Raw genomic sequence first — 26,860 nt, 5'->3', positions numbered from 1 at the left:
TTGAATGCTATTATGCTACTTTATTATTGCTTCAGCCATTCCTTTTTGGGGGGCGGCTGTAACAGCGACGCCGGAATGTCCGAGGGTTTGCGTTTTTCGGGTTTTAATTTATTGCCCTGTTCCGTTTGCCCCTCTTCCTCTTCGTCTTCCTCTTCTTCGTCCTCGTCGTCATCCAGGAGATAATTTTTCAGCGGGCCTTCTTCCGCTTCGGCTTCGGCAATGCCGGGAGCACCCGGATCCGGCTTCGGCGCCTCCAGCTGTTCCACGTTGCGGGCCACGCTCAGGATGATGCCGATGGACAGGCAGGTAAACAAAAAGCTGCTGCCGCCCATGCTCACCAGCGGAAGCGTCACCCCGGTCACCGGGAACAGGTTGACGTTCACCGCCATGTTGGCCATTGCCTGGAACACCAGGGTGAAGCTCAGCCCCAGCGCCAGGAACGCCCCGAAGGCATACGGACAGCGTTTGAACAACCCGATGCTCCGGTAGAGGAACACCAGGTAGATAAATATGATAAATGCCCCTCCCAGCAATCCGTACTCCTCGATGATGATGGCATAGATAAAGTCGTTGTAGGCCTGCGGCAAAAAGTTGCGTTGCTCGCTGTTGCCCGGGCCGGAGCCCAGCAGGCCGCCTTTGGCAATGGCAATCTTGGCCTGGTTCACCTGGTACAGGTTGTCGTTATCGGCCTGGTCCTTGGAACCATAAATAAAATGTTCCACCCGGCTGACCCAGGTAGATACACGGGCGGTGAGCCGGGAGGATTTTTCCCGGGGCGCCTCGGCTTCTTCTTCGGGTCCCGACTTATGGCTGATCACGGCCGCCATGACCAGGAAAGCCACCGGCACCAGTGCCAGGCCGATAACGCCCAGCAGGTGCTTGATATGCGCCCGCCCGATAAACAGCATCACCAGGCAACTCGCCCCCAGCAGCAAAGCCGTGGACAGGTTGGCCGGCGCAATCAACAGGCAGGTGATGGCCACCGGTGTCATTACCGGCAGGAACCCTTTTTTAAAATCTTTAATGACATTTTGTTTCCGGCTGAGCAGGCGGGCCAGGTACATGAACAGGGCCAGCTTTGCCAGGTCGGAGGTTTGCATCGTCAGGTTGATGATCGGCAGCCTGATCCAGCGGCTTCCCTCGTTCAGGGTCACCCCGAATAACAGGGTGTACAAGAGCAGGGGAACCGACAGCAGGAACAGGACCTTGGCGATCCGCGAATAAATGGTATAGTTCACCAGGTGGGCGAAGTAAATCACACAGAAGCCAACGGCAATAAAAGCGATCTGCTTGAACAGATACACCTCGGTATTGCCCTTGTACATTTTGTAGGCCAGCGAACCGGTAGCGCTGTAGACCACCAACAGCGATGCCAGCACCAGTAATAACACCAATGCCCAGATCACCTTGTCGCCTTTGGTGCGCTGCCCCAGCCCGCTCAGGGGCTTCTGTATGTTTACCGCTTCACTCATCTGGTAAGGAAAATTTTTCAAACAACTCGATCAACCGTTCGCAAAGGGAGCCGTGGATTATAAGTTCATCACGGCGTCCTTGAACTGCTTGCCCCTGTCTTCATAGTTCTTGAACAGGTCGAAGGAGGCGCAGGCAGGGCTCAGCAGCACGGCATCCCCTACGGTAGCCAGGCTGAAAGCGGCATTTACGGCATCAGCGGCATTGTCGGTATCCACCACGCGTACTTTTTCGCCAAACGCTTCGTGGATCTTCTTGTTGTCCAGGCCCATGCAAACGATGGCTTTTACCTTGTCGGTCACCAGGTCCATCAGCAGCTGGTAGTCGTTGCCTTTGTCCACACCGCCCAGGATCAGTACCGTGGGTTTGGCCATGCTTTCCAGGGCGTACCAGGTAGAGTTGACGTTGGTGGCTTTGGAGTCGTTGACGAATTCCACGCCGCGTACGGTAGCCACGCTTTCCATGCGGTGCTCCAGGCTCTGGAAGGTCTGAACCGCCTCGCGGATCTTGTTTTTGCGGATGTCCATGGTGGAGCCGGCCACGCTGGCTGCCATGGTGTTGAACTGGTTGTGCTTACCTTTCAGGGCAAAGTCATACACGCTCATCGACACCTGCTCGTTGGGCGTATTGCCGGTGTTACCGGTGTTGCCGGTATTGCCGGTGTTCACGTGCAGCTCGTCCTCTTTTATGAAACCGCCTTTGGTTACTTCCTTTTTCATGCTGATTGGTAATTGATTGGTTATAATTGGGTTTCGCTCTAAATAGTTGGTGATCACCTCGTCATCCAGGTTGTAGATGAAGAAGTCTTTTAACGTCAGGTTCATCGCGATCCGGAACTTGCTGGCGATATAGTTCTCGAACTTGTAGTCGTAGCGGTCCAGGTGATCTTCGGTGATGTTGAGCAGCACCGCGATGTTGGGCCGGAACGTTACGATATCGTCCAGCTGGAACGAACTGATCTCGGCCACGTACAGGGGCTTGGGGTCCTCGGCCACCTGTTTGGCAAACGAGTAGCCGATGTTGCCCACCAGGGCGGCGTCCAGTCCCGCCCACTTGCAGATGTGGTAGATCAGCGAAGTGGTGGTGGACTTGCCGTTGCTGCCGGTGACGGCGATGATCTTGCTGTTGCCCTTGTAGCGGTACGCCAGCTCGATCTCGCTGATGACGGGGATGCCCTTGGCCCGGATCTTTTTCATCCAGGGATTCTTTTCGGGAATGCCCGGGCTTTTCACGATCTCGTCCGCCGACAGCAGCTGCTCCTCGTCAATGCCCTTTTCCATAAAGGGAATGCCGGCCGCGGCCAGTTCGTTGCGATAACCTTCTTTCAAAGAACCTTCATCCATCAGCAGCACCTCGTAGCCTTTTTGTTTGGCCAGCAGGGCCGCTCCTACTCCGCTCTCTCCTCCTCCGAGTATGATCAATTTTTTCGTCATCTTAATGGTCATTGGTCAATGGTCCTACGTCAATTCTCATTGACCGCTCTATCTCAGTTTTAATGTTACGATCGAAAACACCACGCACAACAGGGTCACGATCCAGAAGCGGGTCACGATCTTGGATTCGTGATACCCTTTTTTCTGGTAGTGGTGGTGCAGCGGGCTCATTAAAAAGATCCGCCGGCCTTCCCCGTATTTTTTCTTGGTGTATTTGAAATAGCTCACCTGCAGCATCACGCTGAGGTTTTCCACCAGGAACACCCCGCAAAAGATCGGGATCAGCAGTTCCTTGTGGACGATGATGGCCAGGGCGGCAATAATGCCCCCGAGGCTCAGGCTGCCCGTATCGCCCATGAATACCTGGGCGGGAAACGAGTTGTACCACAAAAAGCCGATGCACGCCCCGATCATGGCCCCGATAAAAATGGACAGCTCGCCCAGGTTGGGGATGTACATGATATTGAGGTAATCGGCAAACAGCAGGTTGCCGCTGGCATAGGCAAAGATGCCCAGGCAGACCCCGATCAGCGCCGAGGTGCCCGTGGCCAGCCCGTCCAGCCCGTCCGTTATATTGGAGCCGTTGGACACCGCCGTGATGATGAAGATCACGATCAGGATATACAGCACCCAGGTATACTCGCGCAGCCCTTCGGGCAGCAGCTTCGAATAATTGAACTCGTGGTTCTTCACGAACGGGATGGTGGTCACCGGCTCCTTGGCTTCCACGAAATGCTTCGGCCTTCCGTTCACTTCCCGGGTAATGATGGAGGTGTCGTTGGTCCGGGGCGTACCCTGGTACTCGCGCCAGATCTTTACGTTCGAGTTGAAGTAAAGGGTGGCGCCGACAATGATGCCCAGGCCTACCTGGCCCAGGATCTTGAACCAGCCGGCCAGGCCGTCGCTGTCGCCCTTGCGGTAGGCAACGCCTTTCTGCTGGGCGATCTTCTTGGCCCGCAGCTTCAGGTAGTCGTCGATAAAGCCAATGATGCCCAGCCATACGGTGCTGATGATCATCAGCCGGATGTAGACCTTTTCGAGGTTGGCCAGCAGCAGCGTCGGGATCAGGATGGCCAGGATGATGATAATACCACCCATGGTAGGCGTGCCTTTCTTTTGCTGCTCCCCAGCCAGGCCCAGATCGCGCACACTTTCGCCGATCTGCTTCTTCTGCAAAAACTTTATTAATCGCTTTCCGTAAACGGTAGTGATAAACAGCGATAAAATAACAGCCAGCAGCACCCTGAAGGTAATGAACTGAAACAGCGATGCACCGGGAAACCGGGCGCCTTCAGTCCTTAACCATTCAAAAAAGTGATACAGCATGAATAAACGTTTTACGAATTACGATTATGATTCCTTAGTTATTGACTCCTTTACTTTTCCAGCAGCCGGAACATTTCCAGCAGTACTTCCTTGTCGTCGAAATGGTGTTTCACCCCTTTCACCTCCTGGTACTTTTCGTGGCCCTTGCCGGCGATCAGCACGATATCCTGGGGCTGCGCCATGCTAATGGCCGTTTTAATGGCCTGCCGCCGGTCGGAGATGACCACGTACTTCCGTTTGGAAGCCGTGCTCAGTCCCTGTTCCATGTCGGCCAGGATCTGCTCCGGGTCTTCGCTCCGCGGGTTGTCGGAGGTGAAGATCACCTTGTCGCTGTGTTCGCAGGCCACCTCCCCCATCACGGGCCGCTTGGTCTTGTCGCGGTCGCCGCCGCAGCCCACCACGGTGATCACCTGCTCCCTTCCGGTCCGCAGCTTTTTGATGGTGGCCAGCACGTTCAGCAGGGCGTCGGGCGTATGGGCGTAGTCCACGATACCCACCACGCTTTCCTTCGGCGACACCATATAGTCGAAGCGCCCTTCGGCCCCGGTGATGTTGCTCAGGCACTGCAGCACGTTCTGCTTGTCTTCGCCCAGGCTCACCGCCGCGCCGTACACGGCCAGCAGGTTGTAGGCGTTGAACTCGCCGATAAGGCGGAAATGCACCTCCAGCCCGTTGACGATCATCACCAGTCCGCCCAGGCCGTTCTCCAGGATCTTTCCCTTCACGTCGGCCTCGGTGCGCAGGCTGTAGGTCAGCTTGCGGGCGCCGGTATTCTGCAGCATCACCATCCCGCGCTTGTCGTCGGCATTGGTGAGGGCAAAGGCACTGGCGGGCAGGCCGTCGAAAAAGGCCTTTTTGGCTTTGATGTACTCGTCGAACGTTTTATGATAGTCCAGGTGGTCGTGCGAAATATTGGTAAACAGGCCGCCGGCGAACTCCAGCCCGGCAATGCGGCGCTGGTGCACGGCATGCGAGCTCACTTCCATGAACGCATGGGTACATCCGGCATCCACCATCCGGCGCAGCAGCGCGTTCAGGCTGATGGGGTCCGGGGTGGTATGCGTGGCCGGGACCACGTTGCCGGCAATGCGGTTCTCCACGGTGCTCAACAAGCCGCAATCGTACCCCAGGCAGGTGTATAGGTTGTAGAGCAGGGTGGCGATGGTGGTTTTGCCGTTGGTGCCGGTCACCCCTACCAGCTCCAGCTGGCGGGAAGGCTGTCCATAAAAATTATGGGCCGCCACTCCGGCCGCCTCGGCACTGTTGCCGGTCTGGATGTAGGTGACGCCGGGCTGCTTCTGGGCCGGCAGGCGCTCACAGAGCACTGCGGCAGCGCCCTGCTCCACCGCCTTGTCGATAAAGGCGTGGCCATCCACAGCAACGCCCTTCACGGCTATGAACAAGCTGCCCTTGCCGGCTTTGCGGGAGTCCATCTCCACGCCGGCAATGTCGCGGTCCATACTGCCGTTGACGGCAATAAGGTTCACCTTATACAATATGTCGGATAGCTTCTTCACTTAATTCAATACCAGGGTTATACGTTGGTTCCGGGTGACGGGCGTGCCGGGCAGGATATCCTGCGCCACCACTTTTCCGCGGCCCTTCGCTACTACTTTTATATCCATATTCTCCAGGATGTACAGGGCATCCCGGAGGGTCATGTTGTGCACATCGGGAATGGTTTTCTTTTTCACCACTTCCGCCTTTACCACCGGCCGCGAGGGGCGGGTCACCATCACGTTCCACACGCCCTTGCTGCCCGAGTCGGTGTAGCGCATGTTCATCGTGTTGAGGATGTTCTTCACATCCTCGCGGTAACCTGCATAAGCGGCCACCGTACTGTCGGGGGTCAGCCGCAGCGGGTTCTTCCGCTTCCGCTGCACGTACATGGCGTACAGCTTGGTAGCCACTTCCTTGAACACCGGGGCGGCCAGTTGTCCGCCGTAGTGGGCCAGGGCGTGCGGCTTGGTCTTGATCACCACGATGCAGCTGTATTCCGGCTTGTCGGCGGGGAAATACCCGCAGAACGAAGCCTGGTACACGCCATCGTAATATTTCACATTGCCGCCGGCTACGTGGGCGGTACCGGTTTTGCCGGCCACCGGAAACGGGCAATCGGCAAAAACTCCTTTTGCCGTTCCTTCCGTCACCACTGCCTCCATGCAACGGCGGGCAGCTTTCACTACCGCCGGCTTGCACAGGTTATTGGTCACCACCTCCGTGGTAAAGGTCTTTACCGGGATGCCGTTGTTCTGGATGCTGTTGACCAGGTAAGGGCGCACCATGGTGCCCCCGTTGGCAATAGCATTGTACAGCATCAACGTATGAAACGGGCTCACCTCGATGGCATAACCAAAGCTCATGGTCAGCATCGCGTGCAGGCCCTCCTTGTTTCTTCTCCAGTGCGGCAGCCGCGGCTGCTCTTCACCGATCAGCCCCACCCCTACCGGCCGGTCCAGGTGAAACCGGTGCAGGTAGCCCTTGAAGCGGTCGGGGTTGGAGGCAAAGGCCTTGTAGGCCAGCTTGCTCATGCCCACGTTCGAGCTGTGTGCGAAGCATTCCTCCACCGACAATACCGGACGGGGGGCCCGTTCGGCATCGGTAACGTTGCGCACGCCCACGAAGGCGTTGCCGGTAGAACCCACCTCCACATAATCCGTTACCCGGCTCGACCCGGCATCCAGCACCGCCAGCAGGGTCGCCAGCTTGATGGTGGAACCCGGCTCGTTGGTCTGCAGGGCGAAATTCTGGTTCTCCTCGTAGCGGCCCGACTTCCCGTTCCAGCCGAGGTTGGCGATGGCCTTGATCTTGCCGGTCTTGGTTTCCATCACCAGGCAGGTGCCGTACTGCGACTCGCTCTGCTCCATCATCTTCAGCAACGCACTTTCCACCACGTCCTGGATGTTCACATCCAGGGTGGTGACCACGTCCCTGCCGTTTTCGGGGTCGAGCTGGCTGCCTTCCACCGGCACCGCGGCGCCCCCGGCGATAAAGCGTACCAGGCGGCGTCCGTCCCTTCCCTTCAGCATCTCATCATAGGTCCGCTCCAGGCCCACCTTCTGGGCGTTCTCGCGCAGCAGGCCGATGGTACGGCGCGCCAGGATCCCATAAGGGTTCAGGCGCTTGGTCTTTACCTCGGCGATGATCCCGCTGCGGTTGCGGCCCATCCGCACCAGGGGAAAATCCCGGAAACTTTTGTACTGGTCGAACGACAGGCCCTTCCGGATGAGGTAATACCGGTTGCGGGCATTGTACGCCACCTGCAAATCTTTTTTATACTCGCCCTTGGACCGGTCGCCGAAAAAGTGCGACAGGGCATAGGCAAACGAGTCGATATTTTCACGGAAACGCTTTCCGTTCTTATCCCTCAATCCTTCCGCCCCGAAATCCATATAGATATCGAAGTAAGGAATGGAGGTGCTGAGCATCTCGCCGTCCTCGCTGAAGATGGTGCCCCGCTCCGCGCGGAGGGAATCGATCTTCAGGTGCAGGTCGTCGGATACCTTCAACCAGTGTTGTCCTTCTACCCGTTGAATAAATACCGCCCGGCCCAACACCAGAATACCGAGCACCACAATTCCTATGAAGCTCAGGTAAACTCTCCACAATATGTCGCGCTTGATCTCCACTGGGGCTGTCGCATTTAAGGGTTATGGTTTTCCGGGGCGGTGCTGTCGACCAGGACCATCGGCGCTACTGACATTTCTTTCAAACCCAACGGCTCCACCGCTTTTGCCAGTTCGCTCTGTTTGCTCCTGAACAACACCTCTCCCTTCACCGTTTTGTATTCATGTTTCAACTCTTTCAGCTCTCTTTCTGTCCGGCTGATCTCCCGGACGGCCTTGTCGGCAAAGTGCCCGTTATAGATATAGAGCACCGCCAGCACCGTCAGGAAAAGAAAGAAAGGAATCTGCTTCACTATATTCTGGTAATTCAGCATCCGCTTCCAGCGAATGCGCAACCACTCTTTCTCTTTTTTTTGCACCCCCATGAACGCTCCGTTTTTGGTTTTTGTCGTTTCACAGCTTTTCCGCCACTCTCAGCTTGGCGCTGCGGGAGCGCGGGTTCCGCCTCATCTCCTCCTGCGTGGCCACCAGCGGCTTTTTATACACCACCTTCAGCTCGCGCTTCACTTTCGCTCCCGGTTCAAAAGGATGCTGCTCCTCCTGCTCAAAGACGCCGTCGCGGAAAAACACTTTCACCAGGCGGTCTTCCAGCGAATGAAAGGTGATGAAAGCGGCTCTTCCTCCTTCGCGCAACACCTGGGGTACTTGTTCCAGCAACTCCTTCAGCGCTCCCAGCTCATCGTTGACCTCTATGCGCAGCGCCTGGAACACCTGTGCGAAATACTTATGCGGGTTGCCTTTCACCACTCCCTGTACGGCCGTCTTGAACGCGTCGATGGTCTGCAGCGACATCGTTCGCCGGGCTTCCACCAGGGTGCGGGCCAGGGTTTTGGAATTCGTTACCTCGCCGTACCGCTCGAACAGCTTGTGCAACTGCGCTTCGCTATAGGTGTTCACGATATCCACCGCTTTCCGCTCCTGCCGCTGGTCCATGCGCATGTCGAGGTCCGCATCGAAGCGGGTGGAAAACCCGCGGGAACCTTCGTCAAACTGGTGGCTGCTGACGCCCAGGTCGGCCAGGACACCGTCCACCTCCCGGAGGCCGTGCAGTTGCAGGAACCGTTTCAGGTGGCGGAAGTTGTGCGGCACAAACAACACCCGGCTGTCGTCGGGCAGGTTGCGCTTTGCATCCTCATCCTGGTCGAAGGCGACGAGCTTTCCCTTGTCTCCCAGCTGCGCCAGGATCGCCCGGCTGTGTCCGCCGCCGCCAAAGGTGCAGTCGACATACACACCGTCGGGCCGGATGTCGAGGGCCTCGATCACTTCCTCCAGCATCACCGGTACGTGGTAGCCGACAGAGGTTTCCTCCTCTCCTACCCCTTTCTGCTGTTTCTCTTTTTTCGCTTTCATCTCTTTTTTCTCTTAGTCTACCATTACCGATTTTGCCAGGTCGCTGAAGTTGTCCGGCGAATAGGAATCAAAGAACTGCTGGTATTTTTCTTTTGACCAGATCTCAATTTTATCTACGGCCGAGGCCAGCACAATGTCTTTCTCCAGGCCGGCGTATTCTTTCAGGTTGGCCGGCAGCAGGATGCGCCCGGCCGAATCGGGCTCCACGATGGTGGCGCCGTTCAGAAAGAACCTCCGGAACTCCCGCACCTTCGGATCGAAATCGTTGAGGGTCCTGATCTTGGCGTACAGGGGCTCCCAGCTTTCCATCGTGTACAGGCTCAGGCATTTTTCAAACCCCCGGTTAATGACAAAGCGGGTATTATCACCTCCCGGCAGTTGCTTTTTAAAGCCTGCCGGCAGGAGGAAGCGACCTTTGGCGTCCAGAGTAGCTTCAAATTCGCCGAGAAAGCCTGTCATTCCGTTTTTTTATGGGGAAAAGCGCCCTGATTTGACACAAAATAACACCTTTTCCCACTTCGGCTTGAGATAATTGATTTAATAATTTTTTCCACATGGCGATTCTTTCTAAAATGCTTGCCTGTCAAGGCTTCCAGGGGTACACCTCCGAGTGGGAGGAATATGCTGTGAATTGAGGTGAAAAAACTGTGGAAAACTTGTGCGCAGAAAACCGGGCACGAATATACTTTTTTCCAACCATGAGGCAGGGGGAATGAATACTTTTGTACCTCCTGCTGCAGTCAGCCGCAGTCGTACACATGAACATACAACCCGCCAACATCTACATCCAGGAGTACAGCTACTCCCTCCCCGCCGACCGCATCGCCGACCACCCTTTGGCCCAGCGGGATGAATCGAAACTGCTGATCTTCCGGGACGGGGACCTGGAAGAAGACCGCTTCAAAAACGCCGCCCGCCACGTGCCGGCCGATGCCACCCTTATATTAAATAATACCAAGGTCATAGAGGCCCGGCTGTTTTTCCAGAAAGCCACCGGCGGCGTGATCGAGATCTTCTGCCTCGAGCCCGACGGCCCCTACCAGAACATTGCCCAGACCATGGCCCAGACAGAAAAGACGCAATGGCAATGCCTGATCGGCGGCGCCTCCAAGTGGAAACCGGGACAGCTGTTGCACAAGGAGATCGTCCTGGAGGGAACACCGGTACAGCTCACCGCACGCTATGTGGAAAAGCGGGCCGACTGTTTCGCCATCGAGTTTTTTTGGGCCCCCTCCCACTATGCCTTTGCCGAGGTGCTGCATGCCGCCGGCGCCATTCCCCTCCCTCCTTATATCAAGAGAGCCGCCGAGGTGGAAGACGCCGACCGCTACCAGACCATCTTCGCCCGCCACGAGGGATCGGTGGCCGCGCCGACGGCCGCCCTCCACTTTACCGAACAGGTGATGGAAACGCTGAAGGACAAGGGCGTTTTGCCGCAATACATTACCCTGCATGTGGGCGCCGGCACCTTCAAGCCGGTGAAGTCCGAAACCATAGCGGACCATGCCATGCATGCCGAGCATTTTTCGGTCAGCAAAGCCACGTTGCGCGCCCTGCAGCAACCACGGCCGATCGTAGCCGTAGGCACCACCTCGCTGCGCACGCTGGAAAGCCTGTACTGGATCGGCATAAAACTCCTGCACAACCCCGAGCTGTCGCCCCAGGAACTGGTCTTGCAGCAATGGGAAGCCTATGAACTGGAATCAAAAGGGATCAGCTATGCCGACAGCCTGCAGGCCATTTTAAATTATATAGAAGGACAAGGTGCCGACGAGGTATTCTGCCAGACCAGCCTGCTGATCGTTCCCGGCTATACGTTCCATTCCGCCTCGGCCCTGTTCACCAACTTTCACCAGCCGCAATCCACCCTGCTGCTGCTGGTAGCCGCCTTTATTGGGGAAAAGTGGCGAAAAGTGTATGACCATGCCCTGGCGCACGACTACCGCTTCCTGAGCTATGGCGACAGCAGCTTGCTGTTTCGGGCCGACCTCCCTCCTATCCCTTCCAATGAAGAGAACCCGTAAACAAAAAAGATTGCAACAGCTATTTGATTGGGCTGCGGGAAGGAAGCCTGAAGGGCTTCACTGTGAATAGCCCCGGGTGAAACCCGGGGGCAGCCGTAGTTTCTTCCCTCAACCCCGAATGGGGTTGATTGTGGGACCTGCGGCCAGGAGAAAGGTTCCCCATAAAAAGAATTTCCGAAGTGTTTTCCATAACAGGAGACTAGTGTAAATCGAACAGGACACATTCAACCCCTTCGGGGTTGCGGTAGCGAACTACGGCTGCCCCCGGGTTTCACCCGGGGCTATTCACAGTGAAGCCCTCCAGGCTTCTTTTCCCGACAACAATTCTTTCCCTTTTCTTAAAAGATTATGTCCTAACATTAATTTATAGCAGGGCTACCTATGGCGCTTAGCCATTTCGGGCAGGCTTTGCAGGGGGAGCTCGATGGTAAAGCAGCTGCCCTTGCCCAGGGCGCTTTCCGCCTTGATGGTGCCGTTGTGGGCTTCCACCACGCTTTTCACATAAGTGAGGCCGAGGCCAAAGCCTTTTACGTTGTGCACATTGCCGGTATGCGCCCGGTAGAATTTTTCAAAAATGCGCTTGAGGGTTTCGCGGCTCATGCCGATGCCGTTGTCCTCGATGCGGATCATGATCTTTTTATTGTTGGAAGAGGTGGATATGATCACCTGGGGCGGTACGTCGTCCCGGGAATATTTGACAGCATTGTCGAGCAGGTTGTTGATCAGGTTGGAGAAGTGCACCTCGTCCGCCTCGATCAGGTCGTTATGGGCGCCCAGCCGCGTTTCGAGCTCGCCGTTCTTTTCGTCGAGCCGCAAAATAAAGTTGTCGGCCACGTCCTCGATCACCTGGTGCACATGGATCGGCTTCAGGTTGAGCTGCACCTCCTGCTTCTCCAGCAGGGCCGACTTGAGGATGGTTTCCACCTGCCGGTTCATCCGCTGGTTCTCTTCCTTGATGATGCCGCTGAAATACGAAATCTTTTGCGGGTCCTTAAACACCTTTTCGCTCTTCAGCGCATCCACGGCCAGCGAGATGGTGGCCAGCGGCGTCTTCAGCTCGTGGGTCATGTTGTTGATAAAGTCGTTCTTGATCTCGGTGAGCTTCTTCTGGCGCAGCATGGTGCGGATGGTGAGGTAAAAGGCCGTGATGACGATCAGCAGCAGCAGGGCCGCAATCAGCATGCGGGGCAGCAGGCTCTGGGTCACGATGTTCTTGGTCACCGGCGTGATGACGATCAGCATCTCATCGAAGGCCAGGTTCTCGGAAGCCGAGCCGCTGGGCGAACTCAGCAGGTTAAACCAGGATTTGTATTTTTCCTTGTCTTCGGACCATTCCACGAAGTTATTGCTCTGGCGCTCCATATGCTCCACCAGGCCGCTGCTGATGGTGGTCAGGCCGAATTCGAAGGGGACGTGCTCGAGGTTCTGGGTAATAAAGGAGCGCTTGATCTTGTCGTAGATTTCCTGGGCGGTGAACCGCTGGCCTACGTTATAGGGGCGGGCCAGCTCCAGGCTAAAGTCCTCGCTGAGGCCGGGAAGCACCTTGTGCGGCGAAGCGGGCAGGCCCTTGTATTGTGCCAATTCTTCCGCAACCTTGCTGGTAGCGTCAAAGATCTTCTGCTCTATCTGTTCGTGACGCAGCAGCACCATGTTGTTCAGCCAGGATATCTGAATGAGGATAATTCCCAGCAACGAAATGGTGATCAGGACTATTATTATGGGAAATGTGCGTTTCACCGGCAAAATGCTAAGATAAGGATGTGTAAAAATATTGAGCCAATTTAACTTAGGATGGCACACATTTGTTATGACTATTGTTAACGATTTTTTCACCACCAACAAATCCTAGTTTATGATTAAGCCTGCAGGAGGAGTGTTGCTGATAGCCGATCCCTTTTTAAAGGACCCAAATTTCATGCGTACGGTGGTGTTCCTGACCGAACACCGCGAAGAAGGAACCGTTGGCTTTGTCATCAACCGGCAATACGAAAACACTTTGGACGAGTTGATCCCCGAGATCCAGGGCCACAAGATCCCCGTGTATTACGGCGGCCCGGTCCAGATGAACACCATTCATTTTCTACACCGCTACCCCGAGGAAGTGCCGGGCGGCGTGGAAGTGCTGAAAGGCGTTTACTGGGGCGGCGACTTCGAGCGCCTGATCCAGTTGATCAACAGTGGCCAGGTGGAGGAAAACAAGATCCGTTTCTTTATCGGCTACTCGGGCTGGAGCGCCGGCCAGCTGGAAATGGAGATGAGTGAAAAGACCTGGCTGACGGCCCCCGCCACCCGGGCACTGGTATTCCATGGCAATGCCGAGGAGATCTGGAAGGACTCGCTGAAACACCTGGGCGGCGAATACGAGATCATGATCAACTTCCCTATCGACCCGCAGTTGAACTGAGAAAGTTAGCGATGGAATACACCGAAGTAAAGATCAACGGGCAAAAAAGGCTATACGGCTCCGCCCGTTTCAAAATTGTATTAAATATTAAGGAATCGTACCGATTTCCAGCGATTTTATGGAATTTTGCGCCATTATTCTCCCTCCCCCGATAAAAATTCCGGCATGCAAAACTACTCTTATGTGAGTACGACCAAGGAAACCCTTTCTTCCTCTGACCATCCCACAGTTTATGCTGACTTTTGGGAACGCCTGGCGGCCTTCCTGCTCGACGCGGTAGCGCTGGTGGTTTCCTACCTTATCCTCACCTTCCTGCTACCGGTAAACGGACCGGTGTTCGGCACGTTGCTGGCCTGGCTGTACTCGGCCTTCCAGGAGTCCGGCACCGCCAGGGCTACCCTGGGCAAAAAAGCAATGGGACTGCAAGTCACTTCCCTCCTGGGCCGCCGCCTCACCTTTGGACAGGCAACCCTCCGGCATTTCGGCAAGCACCTGTCCAGTTTCCTGCTGTGCATCGGCTACCTCCTGATGCTGACCAATGAGCAAAAGCAAACCCTCCATGATAAGATTGCCCGCTCCCTGGTAGTCAGGCGCTAAGCCCCTACCGCAGGGCAAAGGAAAAGCCCGCCTTGATCACGGCATGGCTCAGGCCATCGACTTCATGATAGCGGAACGGCATATAATTATAGCCGGCAGCCAGGTAAAAGCCGGAGCTTTTATTGATGCCCACCGGCAGGCGCACCCCCAGCTCTGGCTGGGCGGCAAAGCCTACCTTGCTGCGCTGGTCGGCGGTCACCTCGCCGTACAACTGTTGATAGCTGATCAGGCTTCCCCCTACCGCCAGGGCGGCATAAGGCTCCACGGCACCTGCTGTCGTAAAGCGGTAACGCCCTTTCGCCATCAGGGGAATGACCTGCACCGAATTGGAAATGACGGCCGATACATCCGAACCGGGCGAATGGAGCAGCTGCCGGGGAAATTTCTGGTAAAAATCCTGGAAGCCTGTTTGGGCCCCTACCGACAGGCGATCGCTCACCCCATACTGCAGGTGCACTTCGAAGCCGCGGCCCGAAGGCTTATTGGTAATTTCCCTGAAATTCCCGGCCGGGATGCCGGTGGTATGGCCGATACCGGCGGTCAGGCGGCGCTGCTGGGCGCTGGCACCGGTCTGCATTCCCGCCAGCAGCAACAGGAGAAAACTGTATTGGAACACCTTCATAAAGGAATCTTTAAAATCGGTTATTGGGTTTGGAGGTAGGACGACTGTTGCAGCAGGGCGGCCACCTGGCTGTCGACATTGGCCAGGGTAAAGATGCCCGAACCGCGGATCATGCCGCTCCAGACATCCTTGATCTGGTTGTTCTGGCTGCTGTTTTTCAGGTCGAACATATCGATGGCCAGCACGGTCTCGCTGGTCTGGTAGGTTCCGTAATAAGTGGGGAAATAATAATTGTACCCGGGATAATCCCAGTAGAAGGGATCCCAGTAACCGCCGTAATAGTTGCCGTAATCATTATAGCTGATCAGGTTGGTGGTCGTGTTGGTGATCTGGCTAAGCGCGATGCCCAGGTCGGGGTTCGCCTCGCGGGCCACCCGTACATAGCCCCTGGCCTCCAGGGACTGGGCAAAGGCCGCTATAAAGCGGGTATATACCTCGTCCACGCGCTTGGCAAGCAACTGGTTGTTGCGCACCAGGGCTACCGAGTCGGAGATGTAGAAGGTGCGGTAGGTGTGGAAGTTGGCGGTCGTATCGTAATTGGTAATGTAAATGCGGCTTTCTTCCGTAGTCAGGTTATCGATTGCGTTCTTGGTGCAATTACTCAACAGGAACCACAAAGCGGGAAGACACCACAGCCATATTTTTTTCATTGATAGGGGTTTAAACGAATGTGACGATACGCAACCCTTACAAATTCAATACCCGTCGCTGTTGCAGAGAACTTAAAATTAAGGGGCACCCTTAAAAAAAATAACCCCCGGCGCATGCCAGGGGTCATTTTCAAAAAAATTCAAAACGGTTATTCCACCTCGGTGGCGCCTTCCACGAGGACGGTCACCTTGTTGTTCAGTACTTCTACGAAACCGCCCTGGATGTTGAAGTAAGCCGAATGGCTTTGACGGTCGCGGAGCACTTTCACCCGGCCGGCCTTGAGGGCGCTTACCAGGGGGGCGTGTTTATCCAGCACTTCAAACGAGCCGCTGATGCCCGGCATTTGCACGCCGTACACTTCGCCACTGAATAATTTACGTTCCGGGGTCAATATTTCTAAAGTCATATAGAAGGTTTGTGGTTTGTGGTTCATGGTTCGTAGTTGGGCTGCAGGCAACCGCAAACTACAAACCACAAACTAAAAACTAGATTATCCCTGAGCCTGGGCCAGCAGTTTTTTGCCTTTCTCAATTGCGTCATCGATGTTACCTACCAGGTTGAAGGCTGCTTCGGGATACTCGTCCACTTCACCGTCCATGATCATGTTGAAGCCGCGGATGGTTTCCTCGATGGGAACCAGTACGCCTTTCAGACCGGTGAAGGCCTCGGCCACGTGGAAGGGCTGCGACAGGAAGCGCTGCACTTTACGGGCGCGGGATACGGTGAGTTTATCTTCGTCGCTCAGTTCATCCAGACCCAGGATGGCGATGATGTCCTGCAGTTCCTTATAACGTTGCAGGATCAGTTTCACGCGGTTGGCGGTGTTGTAGTGCGCGTCACCAACCACCTGCGGCATCAGGATCCGGGAAGTGGAATCCAGGGGATCCACCGCCGGGTAGATACCTAAGTCGGCGATTTTACGCGACAGTACGGTAGTGGCGTCCAGGTGGGCAAAGGTAGTGGCGGGAGCCGGGTCGGTCAAGTCATCCGCAGGTACGTAAACGGCCTGTACGGAGGTGATGGAACCGTTCTTGGTAGAGGTGATACGCTCCTGCATCAGACCCATCTCGGTAGCCAGCGTGGGCTGGTAACCTACCGCGGAAGGCATCCGTCCCAGCAGGGCCGATACTTCGGAACCAGCCTGGGTAAAGCGGAAGATGTTGTCTACGAAGAACAGGATGTCGCGACCACGACCGCTGCCGTCGCCATCACGGAAGTATTCGGCGATGGTCAGACCGGACAGGGCCACACGGGCACGGGCACCCGGGGGTTCATTCATCTGGCCGAACACGAAGGTGGCCTTGGAGTCGGCCAGGTCGGTCAGGTTCACCTTGGTAAGGTCCCAGCCGCCTTCTTCCATGCTGTGTTTGAAAGCGTCGCCGTATTTCATGATACCGGCTTCGATCATTTCACGCATCAGGTCATTACCTTCACGGGTTCTTTCACCCACGCCGGCAAATACGGACAGACCGGAGTAGGCCTTGGCGATGTTGTTGATCAGTTCCTGGATCAGTACGGTCTTACCTACACCCGCACCGCCGAACAGACCAATCTTACCACCTTTTGCGTAAGGTTCGATCAGGTCGATTACTTTAATACCGGTATATAATACTTCAGTAGCTGTAGAGAGGTTTTCAAAAGCCGGGGGTTTGGCGTGGATGGGGCGGCCATTCACCTTGGGAACCGGGGGCAGACCGTCGATGGGGTCTCCGGTTACGTTGAACAGGCGGCCTTTGATTTCTTCGCGGGCGGGCATGGTAATGGGAGCGCCGGTATCCACAGCGTCCAAACCACGGGTTAAGCCTTCGGTACCGTCCATCGCAATGGTACGTACGCTGTCTTCACCCAGGTGCTGCTGCACTTCGAGTACCAGCGTATCGCCATTTTCTTTTTTGATTTCTAATGCATTGAAGATTTCGGGTAACTGTCCGGAGAACTGTACGTCCACCACAGCGCCGATGATTTGTTTAACCTTGCCGACTTTTGCCATAAATAGCTTTTGTAAAGAGGATTTATGATAAAAAACAGCCCAATACGGCCGCTTTTTTATTTCGGCTGCAAAGGTAAGGGGATTGTGCTAATCTTCAAGTGAAAAACGTATTGGATACGGGGAATTGGTTAATTGGTTCATTGGTTGATTGGGACAGGCTGGACACCCAAAATAAGGGGGTGCCATCCTATTAAATAAACCTTATTTCCTATGCCCCCGGGGCCCCTTACTACCTAAAACCCTAATACCCAATGAACCAATGAACCAATTCCTACAGCTTATCATATACCATATTAAAATAGTCCGACCGGGTGTAGGGATAGGGCTGCCCGGGCTGGAGGGGTTGGAACTGGGGCGCGATCATGTTCATCTGGCCGCCGTCGCCGCCCCAGGCCCAGCCCAGCACCGGCCACGAGCGGGAAGAGGCATAGGCTACCAGGGCGTGCCAGTCGGCGCCGCCGGCGGTGCCGCTGCCGAACTCCCCGACCATGCAGGGCCGGCCGCAGCTGCCCAGGTATTCCAGGTCGGCCACCGTCATCCAGCCAGGCGTACCCTTGGCCCCGCCCGCCAGGGTTCGCTGCTGCACCAGGGCGCCCGGGTATATGTGGGCCGACAGCACGATGGCGGTATCCGCAATCTTTACCCCGCCGCTAGCCACGCCTTTCACGGCATTGGCCGCCACCCAGGCCTCCTGGCCCCAGCCCGGCAGGTCGATGATGATCTTTCCCTGGTACACGGTGCGCACCCTGGCAATGGCCGCGTTGTAGGCAGTGGCGTATTCCTGGGCGGTAAGGTTATGGTTGCCCCATTCGTTCATCAGGTTGATCATAAAATCGCCGGAGGCCCGCAGCTGCCCGTAATTCAGCTGCCACCAGCCGGCGGCTTCCTGCAGCCAGGCCGGGTCGTTGGAGCCCGCCACCGTTGCCTTGTGGTAGGTGGCAATAACGGTATAGCCATGGGCGGCGGCTTCGCGGATCCACCGTTTGGCATTGGTCACCTGGTCGGGCTCGATCTGCAGGCGCACCGTCCGGATGCGGGGGTGCTGCTTCATCAGGCTCCAGCCCAGGTCCACGTTGCCGTAGGCCGTATAGTTGGGCTGCAGGTTCACCCCGTTGGTGATCCGCCCCTTGGCCGCCGGCTTGACCGTATCGATGGCCGGCCGGAAAGTCAACCGTTCCCCACCCCGGGGCATAAAGGCTATAGCAGGTAGCAGAAAATACAGGAAAAGGAAAAGAAGAAGCAGGGGTTGGCGCCCGGCAATGAACGAAAAAGGCATGGCAACAATCAGTTTCGCTAATAACTGCCGGAGGGGCCCGGTTATTTTGCGGCGGGGGCAGCATTTATGGCGGCACCGCCGAATTGCTGCCAGTAGCGCAGCACGGCCAACTCCTTCATTTTCGTTTCCAGCACGATGTCCACCTCCCTGCCGTAGGTATTGATGGGGCTGTGCACCCAGTCGGAATGCGCTTCGCGGCGGGCATCGCCCTGCTCGAAATCGCGGCGCGAGCTGCTGAAATGAAAGACCGGCTTGAGGTCCCAGGTGTCAAAAGCTTTCAAAAAGGCTTCTTCCTCGCTCAGGCCGCCGGGGTGGAGCTGGTGGTGGAAATAGTCGAACACAATGGGGATGCCGGTCCTTTCGTGCAGGGGCAGCAGGTCGGCCACGGCATAGAGGCCCGGCTTATCATCGTTCTCCACCGTCAGGCGGCGGCGCAGGTTTTCCGACAGCAGCCCGAAATTTTGGGCAAAGCGTTTCAGGGTTTCCCCCTTGTCGCCATAGGCGCCGCCCACATGGATGTTGATCTTGTGCCAGTGGGTCGCGGGCACCCCCATCAGGTCAAACACTTCGGAATGCTGCTCCAGCTCCTTTATCGTATTCTGAAGGGTGGCGCCGCTGCCGGCCAGCTTATTGAACGGCCCCGGGTGGAACGAGATCCGCACCGGGTGGCGGCCGACGGCTTCGAGCACCGACCGGATCTCGCCAAAGTCGGGCAGGTCGTGCAGGCGGTATTCCGAGGCCCAGGGAAACAGGTCGGACGTGATGCGGAACACCCGGATGCCGTTTGCCACGTTCCACTCCATGATCTGCAGCAGCGCCTGCACGTTCTGCAGCGCCAGCGCCGAAGCATGGGGCAGGCCCTTTTCCAGGAAGGTGCGCCGGATCATCCCCCGGTTGGTCGTTATCCCCTGTTCGGACAAACTCATATTAATACAGGCATATCCTAAGTTCATGGTTTACGGGTTTACGAGTTGGCGGGCGCCGGAAAGAGGTTCCGTGGTTAACAATCAAAACGGCGAATTGTTTACTAAAAGTTTAGGCGTGCTGCTGCCGTATGGAACTTGTAAACCCGCAAACTCGTGAACTCGTAACTCCGCAGTTTGCCCGGCACTCTTTTTGTCAAACACATCCGCATGAAGAACATATCCCTCTATATTTTGCTAGCGTGCAGCACGCTTTGGGCCTGCGGCCAGAGCAACAGCACCCATTCGGGTACGAACGAAGCAGCAGAAGAAAAAACGGAGAAAAAAATAAGCTCCCGCGATTTCGGCATTACCAAAGCCAATTCGTACAGCACGCTGTTCCTGGACAGCGCCGCCATGGAAAAATACCTGGCCGACAAGGCGATCCCCGACTCCATCGCCCGCCGTATCCGCAGCTTTTACAATGCCCGCAACTACCAGTTCGCCTGGTTCTCTTCCGACGGCCTGACCGAACAGGCGCGTGGCTTCTGGAACCTGTACGACTACAACATTACTTACAACCGCGATACCCTGCAGGAGGATAAAAAGCTGCTAAAACGCATGGACAACCTGATCGCGGCTGAAAAGATCGCCGTCAACAGCACCAGCCCCAACTTTCTCAATACCGAGTTCGCCCTTACCCACCGCTTTATCCACTACGCCCTCCGCAATTACGAGGACGGCTACGTAAAGCGTAAGGAAATGGAACGCTTCGTTCCCCGCAAAAAGGAAGCGCTGATGGCCGTGGTGGACTCGCTGCTGAACAAAAAGCACAAGGACGATAAATACTTCGAGGATATCAACCAGCCCTACCGCCTGCTGAAGGAACAGCTGGGCCGCTATTACCAACTGGCCAAACAGGGCGGCTGGCAGCCTATAACCGCCGGCACAAAAACCTTAAAGAAGGGTGATTCCACCTCCGCCGCCATCCCGGCCCTGAAACGGAGGCTGCAGCTGACCGGCGACCTGCCCGGACAAGATACCAGCCGCCTGTTTAACGACAGCCTGGAAATCGCCGTGAAGACCTTCCAGGAACGCCACGGCTTCAAACCCGACGGCAAAGTGTCCCCCGCCCTGGTCAAGGAACTGAACGTGCCGGTGCAGCAGCGGCTGGCCGCCCTGCTGATGAACATGGAGCGGATGCGCTGGATGCCCCAGCGGCCCGCCGGCAACCTGATCCTGGTAAATATTCCCGAATTCGTGCTGCATGTGTACGAGGGAAAGAACAGGGCCTGGGACATGAACGTGGTGGTGGGTAAGGAAGGCTCCAGCACCATGATGTTCACCGGCGACCTGAACCAGATCGTCTTCAGCCCCTACTGGAACGTTCCCCAGAGCATCGTTCAGGACGAGATCGTGCCCGCCATGGCCAAGGACCCCGGCTACCTCGACCGCCAGAACATGGAGATCACCGGCGAAGAGGACGGCCTGCCGGTGGTGCGCCAGCGGCCCGGCCCTGACAACTCGCTGGGGAGCGTCAAGTTCCTGTTTCCCAACAGCTTCAACATCTATTTCCACGATACCAATGCCAAAAGCCTGTTCAGCCGCGCCAAGCGGGCCTTCAGCCACGGCTGCATCCGCCTGGAGGAACCCGAGCGAATGGCCCAGTACCTCCTGCGCCACCAACCCGAATGGACGCCGGAAAAGATTCGTGAAGCCATGGACAGCGGCCAGGAAAAATGGGTAAAGCTCAAAGACCCCGTGCCCGTATTCATCACCTACTACACTGCCTGGGTAGACGACAGCGGCCGACTGAACTTCCGCGAAGACATCTACGGGCATGATAAGCGTTTACAGGAGAAGATGTTTCAATAGCGGTTTCTGAGTTCCTAAGTTCCTGGGTTTCTAAGTTGGCGTAACTCCGGATACGACAACCCTTAACCCAGGAACTTAGGAACTTAGAAACTCAGGAACTTTTAAAAAACTCCCGCCTAAAATCCCGTACTTTGTCCGCATGCAGTTGGTAGAAGTGACCAATAAAGAATTGGCCAGGGAGTTTTTATTGGTAAGTCCGGAGATCAATAAGAATAACCCCAATTACATCCGTCCGCTGGACAAGGATATCGACGATGTATTCAACCCGAAAAAAAATAAAGCCTTCCGCTCCGGCAAAGCTACCCGCTGGATCCTGAAAGGAGGGCAGGGCGAATACCTCGGACGCATTGCCGCCTTCGTGAACAAACGCTACAAGACCAAGGGCGACGAGGTGCCGGTGGGCGGCATCGGCTTTTTCGACTGCATCAACGACCAAAGGGCCGCCGACACCCTCTTCGACGTATCCCGCCACTGGCTGCAGCAACAGGGCATGGAAGCCATGGACGGCCCCATCAACTTCGGCGAACGCGACCGCTGGTGGGGACTGGTGGTGGAGGGCTTCCAGGAACCCCTCTACGGCATGAACTACAACCCTCCTTACTACCAGGAACTCTTCGAGGCCTATGGCTTCAAAACCTTCTTTAACCAGGTGTGTTTCGGCATGGATCCCAAAAGTCCCCTGAGGGAAAAGCTCCATACCCGTCATGCCCTCTATGCCAACGACCCGGCGTTCCGGGCGGTGCACCTGAAAAAGGACCAGCTCGAAAAATTCGCCCACGACTTCGCCACCGTTTATAATAAGGCCTGGGCCAGCCACGGCGGCATGAAGCAGATGCGCCCCGAGATGGCGATGCAGCTGTTCCGGAAAATGAAGCCCGTGATGGACGAGCGCATCGTGTGGTTCGTGTACCACAACGAAGTCCCCATCGCCATGTTCATCAACCTGCCCGACCTGAACCAGTGGTTCAAACACCTGGACGGGAAATTTGATTGGTTGCGCAAATTGAAATTTTTGTGGGTGAAGACCACCAAGCCCTGTAAAAAGTTTACGGGCCTCGCCTTCGGCATCGTGCCCGAATTCCAGGGTAAAGGCATCGACGCCTACATGATCATGGAGGCCTACAAGGTAGTACAGCATACCCCGTACACCGAGTACGAAATGCAATGGATCGGTGATTTTAACCCCAAAATGCTGAACGTGGCCGAATCCATGGCGGAAACCTTCCACAGCCGCAAGCTGACCACCTACCGCTACCTGTTTGACCGCACCCGGGAATTCAAACGCCACCCCATTTTAAGTTAAGGCTAGGGAATCGGGTGCCGGAAAACTCCTAATTTAGCAGCCGGGCGACGTGCCCTCCCTGTATGGAAAAATTCATTGTATCAGCCCGAAAATACCGCCCCCAGACCTTCGATACGGTAGTGGGCCAGCAGCATATTACCACCACGCTCCGGAACGCTATCCGCAACCACCAGCTGGCGCATGCCTTCCTGTTTTGCGGTCCCCGCGGCGTGGGCAAGACCACCTGCGCCCGTATCCTGGCGAAAACCATCAACTGCGAACACCCCTCCCCCGAGGGTGAGGCCTGCAACGAATGCACCTCCTGCCGCTCCTTCAACGAAGGCACCTCGCTGAACATCCACGAGCTGGATGCCGCCTCCAACAACTCGGTGGACGACATCCGCGCCCTGGTGGACCAGGTACGCTTTGCGCCCCAGGCCGGCAAATACAAGGTATATATTATAGATGAGGTGCACATGCTCAGCTCCTCGGCCTTCAACGCCTTCCTGAAAACCCTGGAGGAGCCCCCCTCCTACGCCATCTTTATCCTGGCCACCACCGAAAAGCACAAGATCCTGCCCACCATCCTGAGCCGCTGCCAGATCTTTGACTTCAAACGCATTACCCTCCAGGATACGGTGGACCACCTCCAGGGCATCGCCACCAAGGAAAACATCCAGGCCAATGAAGCCGGCCTGCAGCTCATTGCCCAGAAAAGCGAAGGCTGCATGCGCGACGCCCTCAGCATCCTGGACAAGATCGTTTCCTTTACCGGCGGCCAGGTGACCTACGACAATACCCTGGAGCACCTCAACATCCTGGATGCCGGCTATTACTTCCAGCTGATGGACTGCATGCTGAACCAGGACCTGGCGGGCGCCATGTTGCTGTATGACGACATTAATAAAAAGGGCTTTGAAGGCGACATGGTGCTGGAAGGCTTTGCCGAATTCGCCCGCAACCTGCTGGTGTGCAAGGACGAACGGGTGGCCGGCCTGCTGGAAGTGGTGGACAGCTTCCGCCAGCGCTACATCGAAACCGCCCGGAAAACCGAGGCCGGTTACCTGGTGAGCGCCCTCAATATCCTGAGCGAGTCGGAGATCAACTACAAGACCGCCCGCAACAAGCGCCTGCACGTGGAGCTGACGCTGATCAAGCTGTGCTACCTGCAACAGGCCCTGCAGCTTACTGCCCGCGACGGCGCCCTTGATAAAAAAAAAGTAACGGAGACCGCTAGCCCGGTTGCCTTTAAGAACATTGCCCCGGTGATGTCCAAGGCTGCGCCGGCTGCTCCCGCACCGGCACCGCCCCAGCCCGCAGCGCCCCCGGCCCCGCAGCCGGCGGCCCGGCTGACCATCGAAACAAAAGAAGAAAAGGCCGCGCCGGTACCCCAACAGCCGCCGACTGCCGCCCAGCCGGAGCCGGCCACTCCTTCGCCGGCCCAGCCCGCCCGCCCGGCCGCAGCCGCCAAGCCCAAGCTGGGATCGCTGGCCGCCCTGCGCCAGCAGATCGAACAGGAACAGGCCTCCCAGGTAGTGCGGGAAGACCATCCCCTGGAAATGTCCCGGCTGAAAGCCGCCTGGGAACTGTTTATTAAAAAATTAAAGGAAGAAAAAAACCCGGCAGCCCAGAGCTTCGACCTGGCCGAACTGATCATCAAGGACCCCAACTGCTTCGAGGCCACCGCCTCCAACAACATCAACCAGCGGTTTTTGGAGTTTGAGCGCAACAAGGCCTGCGAATTCCTCCAGCACGAGCTCCACAACCGGCAGCTCCAGTTTTCCATCCTGTTGCAGGAAAGCGAACAGGAGGTGGTCGAATACGAACGCCCCCTTACCTCCAAGGAACTTTACCAGAAAATGATCGAGCAGAACCCCCTGATTAAAGAGTTGCGGGAAAAACTGAAACTGGAGCTGGACTTTTAAAAAGTTTACGGGTTTACAAGTTCACGAGTTAACGAGTTGGCCTGGCGGCGGTGAAATTTTTGCTCCGTCATCAGGTTAAAGAAGTTTGATATATTCTTTATTTCATGCCCACGAGCTTGTTTTTCATGTGAAAGGCGCAAACTCATCGTGAAAAACGGCATTTTTCCACCTAACTCGTAAACTCGTAAACTTGTAAACCCGTAAACTCCTGACTAAGGACCTCTGGAACTTTAGAGCTCCGGAACTGGAAAGTTCTTCCTCTTTTAAAACATAATTACTTAATTTCGGCCTCCGAATTGTAAACCTTATTCTTTTCTATATGGCCGAAGTGATTCTGATGCCTCGCCTAAGCGATACCATGACCGAAGGGGTTATAGCTGCCTGGCATAAAAAAATTGGAGATCCCGTTAAGAAAGGCGATCTGCTTGCTGAAATTGAAACCGATAAAGCTACGATGGAGCTGGAGAGCTATAAGGATGGCACCCTCCTGCACATCGGCACGGACAAAGGTGGAAAGCTTCAGGTGAACGACCTGCTGGCCATTATCGGCCAGGCGGGCGAAGACATTTCGCAGTATACCTCGGGTCAGGCCGGCGCTGCCCAGCAGCCCGCACAGCCCAGCGCCCCTGCAGAAGCTCCGGCCCCGGCACAGGCAGCCGCCCCGGCTCCCGCCCCCGCCGGCGGTGCAGGTCTGGACCTGTCCAAAATGGAAGAAGTGGTGCTCATGCCCCGCCTGAGCGACACCATGACCGAAGGCGTGATCGCCTCCTGGCACAAGAAAGTAGGTGACGACGTGAAAAAAGGCGACCTGCTCGCCGAGATCGAAACCGACAAGGCCACCATGGAACTGGAAAGCTACAAGAACGGCAAACTGCTGTTCCAGGGCGCACAGCCCGGCCAGAAGATCGCCGTAAACGACCTGCTGGCCATCATCGGCGATGAAGGCAAAATAAACGTGGACCAGATCGTAGCCGCTGCCAAAGGCGGCCCCGCTCCCGCTGCTGCTGCCCAACCCCAGCAAGCCGCCGCTCCCGCCGCCCAGCAACCTGCCGCCCAACCGCAGGCCCAGGCACAAGCCCAGCCCCAGGCTGCCGCTTCCGCCAGCGTTACCGCCGACGGCCGTGTGAAGGCTTCCCCCCTCGCCAAGAAGATCGCTGCCGAAAAAGGCATCGACCTGGCCCAGGTAACCGGTTCCGGCGACAACGGCCGTATCACCAAAGGCGACCTGGATAACTTCGTTCCCGCCAAAGCCGCTCCTGCCGCCCAGGCTGCTCCTGCTGCCCCGGCAAAGGCACAACCCGCCGCCCAGCCCGCCGTTCAGGGCCAGGAAGGTTATACCGACGTGAACGTATCGCAAATGCGTAAGGTGATCGCCCGCCGCCTGGGTGAGAGCCTGTTCACTGCCCCGCACTTCTACCTGACCATGGAAATCAACATGGACAAGGCGATGGAAGCCCGTGTGCAGATGAACGAAGTAAGCCCCGTGAAGATCAGCTTCAACGATATGGTGGTGAAAGCCGTGGCCATGGCCCTGCGCAAGCACCCCGCCGTGAACTCTTCCTGGATGGGTGACTTCATCCGCCAGTACAGCCACATCCACGTGGGTGTAGCCGTAGCCGTCGAGGAAGGCCTGATCGTACCGGTAGTACGCTTTACCGACCAGAAGACCCTGAGCCAAATCTCTGCCGAAACCAAAGAACTGGCAGGCAAGGCCAAAGGCAAGAAGCTGCAGCCGTCGGAATTCACCGGCAACACCTTCACCATCTCCAACCTGGGTATGATGGACATCGATCATTTTACCGCCATCATCAACCCCCCGGACAGCGCCATCCTGGCGGTTGGCCGCATCAAGGAAGTGGTGGTACGCAAGGGCGAAGGCTTCGGCGTGACCAACGTGATGACCGTGACCCTCAGCGCCGACCACCGCATCGTGGACGGAGCCGTAGGCGCCTCCTTCCTGCAAACCTTCAAAAAGTACCTGGAGAACCCGGTAACCATGCTGGTATAACCTTCAGTCATAACTAAATAACAAAGCCCCGGACTTATTAAAGCTCCGGGGCTTTTTCGTTTATGGCATACTTGTATCCAAGGCGGAAAATAAAAAAGG

General features: G+C 56.4%; 22 protein-coding genes. 7 read left to right on the top strand and 15 right to left on the bottom strand.

Annotated elements, in window-relative coordinates; genetic code table 11:
• Positions 1 to 23: 23 nt before the first annotated feature.
• The 8 genes from V9K67_RS03200 to mraZ all read right to left on the bottom strand — a co-directional run bounded on the left by V9K67_RS03200 (position 24) and on the right by mraZ (position 9,664).
• Positions 24 to 1,472 carry an FtsW/RodA/SpoVE family cell cycle protein gene (locus V9K67_RS03200; protein ID WP_336720038.1) on the bottom strand — a complete coding sequence of 483 codons (1,449 nt, stop codon included), beginning with the start codon at positions 1,470 to 1,472 and terminating at the stop codon, positions 24 to 26.
• Positions 1,473 to 1,529: 57 nt separating this feature from the next.
• Entirely contained in the window at positions 1,530 to 2,903 is a 1,374-nt protein-coding gene (gene murD / locus V9K67_RS03195) for a UDP-N-acetylmuramoyl-L-alanine--D-glutamate ligase (RefSeq protein WP_336720034.1), read from the bottom strand.
• Between the two features lie 48 nt (positions 2,904 to 2,951).
• The gene (gene mraY, locus V9K67_RS03190) at positions 2,952 to 4,229 is read right to left on the bottom strand and encodes a phospho-N-acetylmuramoyl-pentapeptide-transferase (protein ID WP_336720033.1); all 1,278 of its coding nucleotides are present in this window, start codon (positions 4,227 to 4,229) and stop codon (positions 2,952 to 2,954) included.
• Between the two features lie 50 nt (positions 4,230 to 4,279).
• A complete protein-coding gene (locus tag V9K67_RS03185) occupies positions 4,280 to 5,746 on the bottom strand; it encodes a UDP-N-acetylmuramoyl-L-alanyl-D-glutamate--2,6-diaminopimelate ligase (RefSeq protein WP_336720030.1) in 1,467 nt (488 codons plus the stop codon).
• Positions 5,747 to 7,804 carry a penicillin-binding protein gene (locus V9K67_RS03180; RefSeq protein WP_336720028.1) on the bottom strand — a complete coding sequence of 686 codons (2,058 nt, stop codon included), beginning with the start codon at positions 7,802 to 7,804 and terminating at the stop codon, positions 5,747 to 5,749.
• 68 nt (positions 7,805 to 7,872) lie between these two features.
• A complete protein-coding gene (locus V9K67_RS03175) occupies positions 7,873 to 8,220 on the bottom strand; it encodes an FtsL-like putative cell division protein (protein WP_336720026.1) in 348 nt (115 codons plus the stop codon).
• A gap of 28 nt (positions 8,221 to 8,248) precedes the next feature.
• Positions 8,249 to 9,205 (bottom strand): 16S rRNA (cytosine(1402)-N(4))-methyltransferase RsmH, encoded by a 957-nt coding sequence (rsmH, locus tag V9K67_RS03170; RefSeq protein ID WP_336720023.1) that lies wholly within the window; start codon positions 9,203 to 9,205, stop codon positions 8,249 to 8,251.
• A 12-nt stretch (positions 9,206 to 9,217) separates the two neighbouring features.
• Entirely contained in the window at positions 9,218 to 9,664 is a 447-nt protein-coding gene (gene mraZ, locus V9K67_RS03165; protein WP_336720021.1) for a division/cell wall cluster transcriptional repressor MraZ, read from the bottom strand.
• Positions 9,665 to 9,963: 299 nt separating this feature from the next.
• On the opposite strand from mraZ, the gene V9K67_RS03160 reads away from it, so the two are divergent.
• On the top strand, positions 9,964 to 11,229 hold the full coding sequence (locus V9K67_RS03160) for an S-adenosylmethionine:tRNA ribosyltransferase-isomerase (protein ID WP_336720020.1): 1,266 nt from the start codon (positions 9,964 to 9,966) through the stop codon (positions 11,227 to 11,229).
• 375 nt (positions 11,230 to 11,604) lie between these two features.
• Here the strand turns inward: V9K67_RS03160 and V9K67_RS03155 are convergent, their stop codons facing one another.
• Positions 11,605 to 12,966 carry a sensor histidine kinase gene (locus V9K67_RS03155; protein WP_336720018.1) on the bottom strand — a complete coding sequence of 454 codons (1,362 nt, stop codon included), beginning with the start codon at positions 12,964 to 12,966 and terminating at the stop codon, positions 11,605 to 11,607.
• Between the two features lie 115 nt (positions 12,967 to 13,081).
• Here V9K67_RS03155 and V9K67_RS03150 point away from each other — a divergent pair, with 115 nt between their 5' ends.
• On the top strand, positions 13,082 to 13,633 hold the full coding sequence (locus tag V9K67_RS03150; protein ID WP_336720016.1) for a YqgE/AlgH family protein: 552 nt from the start codon (positions 13,082 to 13,084) through the stop codon (positions 13,631 to 13,633).
• Between the two features lie 165 nt (positions 13,634 to 13,798).
• Complete coding sequence (locus V9K67_RS03145) at positions 13,799 to 14,230, top strand: RDD family protein (protein WP_336720015.1); 432 nt, start codon at positions 13,799 to 13,801, stop codon at positions 14,228 to 14,230.
• Positions 14,231 to 14,234: 4 nt separating this feature from the next.
• Here V9K67_RS03145 and V9K67_RS03140 read toward each other — a convergent pair whose 3' ends face one another.
• The 6 genes from V9K67_RS03140 to uvsE all read right to left on the bottom strand — a co-directional run bounded on the left by V9K67_RS03140 (position 14,235) and on the right by uvsE (position 19,722).
• Positions 14,235 to 14,852, bottom strand: a complete 618-nt coding sequence (locus tag V9K67_RS03140; protein WP_336720013.1) for an outer membrane beta-barrel protein — start codon at positions 14,850 to 14,852, stop codon at positions 14,235 to 14,237.
• 20 nt (positions 14,853 to 14,872) lie between these two features.
• On the bottom strand, positions 14,873 to 15,502 hold the full coding sequence (locus tag V9K67_RS03135) for a DUF4136 domain-containing protein (RefSeq protein WP_336720012.1): 630 nt from the start codon (positions 15,500 to 15,502) through the stop codon (positions 14,873 to 14,875).
• A 149-nt stretch (positions 15,503 to 15,651) separates the two neighbouring features.
• Complete coding sequence (atpC, locus tag V9K67_RS03130) at positions 15,652 to 15,909, bottom strand: ATP synthase F1 subunit epsilon (protein ID WP_336720011.1); 258 nt, start codon at positions 15,907 to 15,909, stop codon at positions 15,652 to 15,654.
• Between the two features lie 84 nt (positions 15,910 to 15,993).
• Positions 15,994 to 17,493: a F0F1 ATP synthase subunit beta gene (gene atpD, locus V9K67_RS03125; RefSeq protein WP_336720009.1), complete on the bottom strand. Its 1,500-nt coding sequence runs from the start codon at positions 17,491 to 17,493 to the stop codon at positions 15,994 to 15,996.
• A 271-nt stretch (positions 17,494 to 17,764) separates the two neighbouring features.
• Positions 17,765 to 18,769 (bottom strand): cellulase family glycosylhydrolase, encoded by a 1,005-nt coding sequence (locus V9K67_RS03120; protein WP_336720008.1) that lies wholly within the window; start codon positions 18,767 to 18,769, stop codon positions 17,765 to 17,767.
• Between the two features lie 41 nt (positions 18,770 to 18,810).
• Positions 18,811 to 19,722 carry a UV DNA damage repair endonuclease UvsE gene (gene uvsE, locus V9K67_RS03115; protein WP_336720007.1) on the bottom strand — a complete coding sequence of 304 codons (912 nt, stop codon included), beginning with the start codon at positions 19,720 to 19,722 and terminating at the stop codon, positions 18,811 to 18,813.
• A gap of 180 nt (positions 19,723 to 19,902) precedes the next feature.
• On the opposite strand from uvsE, the gene V9K67_RS03110 reads away from it, so the two are divergent.
• The 4 genes from V9K67_RS03110 (at position 19,903) to V9K67_RS03095 (ending at position 26,761) form a co-directional block, all read left to right on the top strand.
• Positions 19,903 to 21,546, top strand: a complete 1,644-nt coding sequence (locus tag V9K67_RS03110) for a L,D-transpeptidase family protein (RefSeq protein ID WP_336720006.1) — start codon at positions 19,903 to 19,905, stop codon at positions 21,544 to 21,546.
• A 139-nt stretch (positions 21,547 to 21,685) separates the two neighbouring features.
• Positions 21,686 to 22,849, top strand: a complete 1,164-nt coding sequence (locus V9K67_RS03105; protein WP_336720005.1) for a hypothetical protein — start codon at positions 21,686 to 21,688, stop codon at positions 22,847 to 22,849.
• A gap of 62 nt (positions 22,850 to 22,911) precedes the next feature.
• Entirely contained in the window at positions 22,912 to 24,753 is a 1,842-nt protein-coding gene (locus tag V9K67_RS03100) for a DNA polymerase III subunit gamma/tau (RefSeq protein ID WP_336720004.1), read from the top strand.
• 319 nt (positions 24,754 to 25,072) lie between these two features.
• Positions 25,073 to 26,761, top strand: a complete 1,689-nt coding sequence (locus V9K67_RS03095; protein ID WP_336720002.1) for a pyruvate dehydrogenase complex dihydrolipoamide acetyltransferase — start codon at positions 25,073 to 25,075, stop codon at positions 26,759 to 26,761.
• Positions 26,762 to 26,860 lie beyond the last annotated feature (99 nt).

The organism is Huijunlia imazamoxiresistens (assembly GCF_037132455.1).
Taxonomy (GTDB): domain Bacteria; phylum Bacteroidota; class Bacteroidia; order Chitinophagales; family Chitinophagaceae; genus Flavisolibacter; species Flavisolibacter imazamoxiresistens.
Note: the sequence above shows the minus strand (reverse complement) of the source record. Positions and strands in the feature narration are given on the sequence as shown.

Excerpts from the sequence above, each read along its gene's own strand:
- V9K67_RS03145 (WP_336720015.1), top strand. The coding sequence starts at position 13,799 with ATGCAAAACTACTCTTATGTGAGTACGACCAAGGAAACCCTTTCTTCC.
- V9K67_RS03110 (WP_336720006.1), top strand. The coding sequence starts at position 19,903 with ATGAAGAACATATCCCTCTATATTTTGCTAGCGTGCAGCACGCTTTGG.
- murD (WP_336720034.1), bottom strand. The coding sequence starts at position 2,903 with ATGACGAAAAAATTGATCATACTCGGAGGAGGAGAGAGCGGAGTAGGA.
- V9K67_RS03175 (WP_336720026.1), bottom strand. The coding sequence starts at position 8,220 with ATGGGGGTGCAAAAAAAAGAGAAAGAGTGGTTGCGCATTCGCTGGAAG.
- uvsE (WP_336720007.1), bottom strand. The coding sequence starts at position 19,722 with ATGAACTTAGGATATGCCTGTATTAATATGAGTTTGTCCGAACAGGGG.
- V9K67_RS03140 (WP_336720013.1), bottom strand. The coding sequence starts at position 14,852 with ATGAAGGTGTTCCAATACAGTTTTCTCCTGTTGCTGCTGGCGGGAATG.
- V9K67_RS03105 (WP_336720005.1), top strand. The coding sequence starts at position 21,686 with ATGCAGTTGGTAGAAGTGACCAATAAAGAATTGGCCAGGGAGTTTTTA.
- atpD (WP_336720009.1), bottom strand. The coding sequence starts at position 17,493 with ATGGCAAAAGTCGGCAAGGTTAAACAAATCATCGGCGCTGTGGTGGAC.
- V9K67_RS03120 (WP_336720008.1), bottom strand. The coding sequence starts at position 18,769 with ATGCCTTTTTCGTTCATTGCCGGGCGCCAACCCCTGCTTCTTCTTTTC.
- mraZ (WP_336720021.1), bottom strand. The coding sequence starts at position 9,664 with ATGACAGGCTTTCTCGGCGAATTTGAAGCTACTCTGGACGCCAAAGGT.
- atpC (WP_336720011.1), bottom strand. The coding sequence starts at position 15,909 with ATGACTTTAGAAATATTGACCCCGGAACGTAAATTATTCAGTGGCGAA.
- V9K67_RS03135 (WP_336720012.1), bottom strand. The coding sequence starts at position 15,502 with ATGAAAAAAATATGGCTGTGGTGTCTTCCCGCTTTGTGGTTCCTGTTG.
- V9K67_RS03150 (WP_336720016.1), top strand. The coding sequence starts at position 13,082 with ATGATTAAGCCTGCAGGAGGAGTGTTGCTGATAGCCGATCCCTTTTTA.
- V9K67_RS03200 (WP_336720038.1), bottom strand. The coding sequence starts at position 1,472 with ATGAGTGAAGCGGTAAACATACAGAAGCCCCTGAGCGGGCTGGGGCAG.
- V9K67_RS03100 (WP_336720004.1), top strand. The coding sequence starts at position 22,912 with ATGGAAAAATTCATTGTATCAGCCCGAAAATACCGCCCCCAGACCTTC.
- mraY (WP_336720033.1), bottom strand. The coding sequence starts at position 4,229 with ATGCTGTATCACTTTTTTGAATGGTTAAGGACTGAAGGCGCCCGGTTT.
- V9K67_RS03095 (WP_336720002.1), top strand. The coding sequence starts at position 25,073 with ATGGCCGAAGTGATTCTGATGCCTCGCCTAAGCGATACCATGACCGAA.
- V9K67_RS03160 (WP_336720020.1), top strand. The coding sequence starts at position 9,964 with ATGAACATACAACCCGCCAACATCTACATCCAGGAGTACAGCTACTCC.
- rsmH (WP_336720023.1), bottom strand. The coding sequence starts at position 9,205 with ATGAAAGCGAAAAAAGAGAAACAGCAGAAAGGGGTAGGAGAGGAGGAA.